The organism is Dietzia sp. B19, from assembly GCF_014145155.1.
Taxonomy (GTDB): Bacteria; Actinomycetota; Actinomycetes; order Mycobacteriales; family Mycobacteriaceae; genus Dietzia; species Dietzia natronolimnaea.
Genome location: NZ_JAALED010000225.1, coordinates 1 through 3,442, shown reverse-complemented (window position 1 = coordinate 3,442; position 3,442 = coordinate 1). Strand labels below are relative to the sequence as shown.

Annotated in this window: 4 protein-coding genes; 2 read left to right on the top strand and 2 right to left on the bottom strand. The window is 72.7% G+C overall.

Going from position 1 to position 3,442, the window contains the following annotated elements; all coding sequences use genetic code 11:
- Together G6020_RS07525 and G6020_RS07520 are read right to left on the bottom strand one after the other, a co-directional pair.
- Window positions 1–1,103 (bottom strand): HRDC domain-containing protein (locus tag G6020_RS07525; RefSeq protein WP_182610198.1); only part of this gene is annotated, 1,103 nt, incomplete at its 3' end.
- Window positions 1,100–1,687: a DUF3000 domain-containing protein gene (locus G6020_RS07520; RefSeq protein WP_179525398.1), complete on the bottom strand. Its 588-nt coding sequence runs from the start codon at window positions 1,685–1,687 to the stop codon at window positions 1,100–1,102. The genes G6020_RS07525 and G6020_RS07520, both read right to left, overlap by 4 nt.
- Window positions 1,688–1,793: 106 nt before the next feature.
- Between G6020_RS07520 and hemE the strand changes: the two genes are divergently transcribed.
- The gene (gene hemE / locus G6020_RS07515) at window positions 1,794–2,909 is read left to right on the top strand and encodes a uroporphyrinogen decarboxylase (RefSeq protein WP_182610197.1); all 1,116 of its coding nucleotides are present in this window, start codon (window positions 1,794–1,796) and stop codon (window positions 2,907–2,909) included.
- A gap of 2 nt (window positions 2,910–2,911) precedes the next feature.
- Window positions 2,912–3,442, top strand: a 531-nt coding sequence (locus G6020_RS07510) for an FAD-dependent oxidoreductase (protein ID WP_182610196.1), incomplete at its 3' end; no start/stop codon positions are given.

The following is a 3,442-nucleotide window of genomic DNA, read 5'->3' as shown; positions in this document are numbered from 1 at the left end:
TCCCGCCAGGCCCACAACCGGAGCGTCGACGCCTTGAGCAGCAGCCCCTGTTCGATTCCCACCTCCTCGGCGAGCTCACCGAGCGCCTCGCGCGCGGAGTCCAGGAGCGCCGCCGCCCCCGGGTCGGTCCGCTTCCAACTGGTGTGCGGGGGGTGCTCCCCGCGCGGCGCCTGGCGAGAGGGGAGGTCGCCACGCCCGAGTTCGGCGGCCCACTCCAACGCCGCCAGCCACTCGTCCGCCAGGCGTCTGCGGTGCGGGCCGTCGAACCCCTCGATCGCGAGCAGGTCGGTGCGGTTCGTCGGCGCGGTGCGTGCCGCCTCGATGATCGCCGCGTCGGTGAGCAACCTCTTGGGAGCGATGTCTCGCTCCGCGGCCACCCGGTCACGCGCCATCCACAACTCCCGTGCCCGGGCGAGTTGGCGGGCGTCGCGCAGGGAGGTCAGGCGGGCCAGCCTGCGCCAGGGATCCGGGGCGGGGGCGGGCGGATCCGAGTCGACGAGGTGTCGGCACTCGGCCTCGAACCAGTCGCGGCGGCCGAGTTCGTCGAGCCGGGGGAGTACCGCGTCCGCCAGTTCGTGGAGGAAGAGGACGTCGTAGGCGGCGTAGTCGAGCCAGGATGCGGGCAACGGGCGTCGCGACCAGTCCGCCGCCGAGTGGGCCTTGGCCAGCCCGATGCCCAGGTGCTCCGAGATCATCGCCCCGAGGTTCACCCGTTCCATCCCGAGGAACCGCCCGGCCAGTTCGGTGTCGATGACAGACGTCGGCCTGATCCCGAGCTCACGGAGTGACGGGAGGTCCTGGCTCGCGGCATGCAGGAGCAGGGGGCGTCCGGAGAGGACGCCCGCGAGCGGCCCGACCGTCTGGCCCGGCGTCTCGGGGTCCACCAGCAGTGCGGCCCCGCCGGCGGGGCGTAGTTGCAGGAGGAAGGCGCGCTCGGAGTAGCGGATCCCCGACGCGCGCTCGACGTCCACCGCGACCGGTCCGGCCGAGGACTCCACGACGGAGGCGACCGACCCGATGCCGGAGGCGTCGTCCACGAACTCGTACTCCGCCGGGGGCGGCGGCGCCCCCGGCGGGGTCTCTCCGCGTCGTCGGCCGCTCACGCCCGACGATGCAGGGAGGTCACGCCGACCGGCGGGAGTCCGGCCGCCAGGGAGAGCGTCTTGCAGAAGGCGGAGGCGTGACCGGTCAGGTTCGACTCGAGGGCGGTCCACGACGCGCGCAACTCGAGCTGGTGGGCCTGGGGCGGTCCGGAGATGTCGCCGTAGCGGACCGACGCGGTGCTGGTGACGGTTCCGCCCAGCGACGTGTACGGTCCGGCGTCCTCGTCGAGCGCCTCGGTGAGCCAACTCCAGGCGACCTGGGGCAGCAGGGGATCGCCCGCGAGTGAGGCCTCCATGTCGGCCTGGATGTAGGCGACCAGCCGCAGCGTGCCGTTCCACGCGTCGTCCCCGGAGGGGTCGTGGAGGAGGATCAGCCGACCGAACGCGTCCCCGTCGGAGAACTCGGGCACATCGTCCCCGGTCGGCGGGATGATCTCCACCCCGAGCGCGTGACTGTACGGCGCCAGTCTCTGCGGCGGACGGATCGGGCCGACGGAGATCTCAGGGCGGACCTCGAGCCGGGACAGCGACTCGACCGCCTCCCGGAAGACCTCGGGCTCGCCGTCATTGACCGATGTGCTCACGGGTCGTCACGCTAGCCACCACCCGGCGGCGTCCCGAGGAGGCGCGCCGTCGCCCAGCGGGGTGGGGTGGAGGGCCCCGGTGGCGCACTCGTGGGACCATGGGGGGGTGCTGAACTCCGATGTGCCCTCGAATCCCAGGTCCGTTGACACCCAGGGCGCCGGCCGCGCCACCGCGCGCCGGGCCGGGACCGGCCCCTACCTCGACGAAGTCGGGGGCACCGGTGCCGCTCACACGCCGGTGTGGTTCATGCGTCAGGCGGGTCGCTCGCTTCCCGAGTATCGCGAACTCCGGGCCGGGAGCACCATGCTCGAGGCCTGTTTCGACCCCGAGATGACCTGCGAGGTCACCCTGCAGCCGGTCCGCCGTCACGGGGTGGACGCCGCGATCTTCTTCTCCGACATCGTCATCCCGCTGGCGGCGGCGGGTGTGGACATCGACATCGTGCCGGGCACCGGGCCCGTGGTGGCATCGCCGATCCGCGACGAGGCCGGGGTCGCCGCGCTTCCCGATCTCACCCCGGACCGGCTCGAGAAGATCGGCGAGGCGGTCCGCATGGTGGTGGCGGAGCTCGACCCGGAGGTCGCGCTCATCGGCTTCGCCGGCGCCCCCTTCACCCTCGCCTCCTACCTCATCGAGGGCGGACCGAGCCGTAACCATGAGCACACGAAGTCCCTGATGTACTCCCGCCCCGACGTCTGGCATGCACTGATGTCCAAGTTGGCGGACCTGACCACGGTGTTCCTGCGCGCGCAGATCGATGCGGGCGTGGACGCCGTCCAGCTGTTCGACTCGTGGGCCGGGGCGCTGAGCCTGCGGGACTACCGGTCGATGGTGCTCCCGCACTCCACCGGGATCTTCGCCGACGAGGTGATCTCCACGGTTCCCCGCACCCACTTCGGCGTGGGCACCGGAGAACTGCTCGGGGCGATGGGCGAGGCCGGTCCAGAGGTCGTCGGTGTGGACTGGCGCATCCCGCTCGACGACGCCGCGGTGCGGGCTCCGGGCAAGGTGCTCCAGGGCAACCTCGACCCCGCCATGCTCTTCGCCGACCGCTCGGCGCTGGACTCCGAGGTCCGCAGGATCCTCGACGAGGGGGCGCGGGCACGTGAGCTGGGCGCCCGCGGGCACGTGTTCAACCTCGGGCACGGCGTCCTGCCCGCCACCGACCCGGGTGCCGTGACCCACGTGGTGGAGCTGGTCCACGAGCTGACCGGGACGTAGGGATGGCCCCTCGTGTCGCGGTGGTCGGTGGCGGTCTCAGCGGTCTCACCGCCGCCTATCAGCTCTCCCTCGACCTGCCCGGCGCACGGATCACGGTCCTCGAGGCGTCGGACTCCCTCGGTGGGGCGTTGCACACCGTCGACTTCCCGTCCGGCCCCATGGAGCTGGGGGCCGAGGCATTCATCGGTCGCCGACCGGAGGCCTCCGAGCTCGTCGCCGAGCTGGGGCTGACAGACACCCTGCGGCACCCCGGACCGCTCGGCCCGGCGATCCTCACCGACGGTCGACTGGTCCCGATGCCGGTCGGCACCCTCATGGGGCTGCCGTCCGACGTGGCCGGCCTGTCCGGTGTGCTGAGCCCCGGTGAGTCGGCCGTCGCCGCCCGTGAGACGGACACGCCGCTGGAGTGGGAACCCGGCGGGGACGTCTCGCTGGGCCGGCTCGTGGCCGACCGGTTCGGCGACGCGGTGGTCTCGCGGCTCGTCGATCCCATGCTCGGCGGGGTGTACGCCGCCCCCAGCTCGGGACTCGGC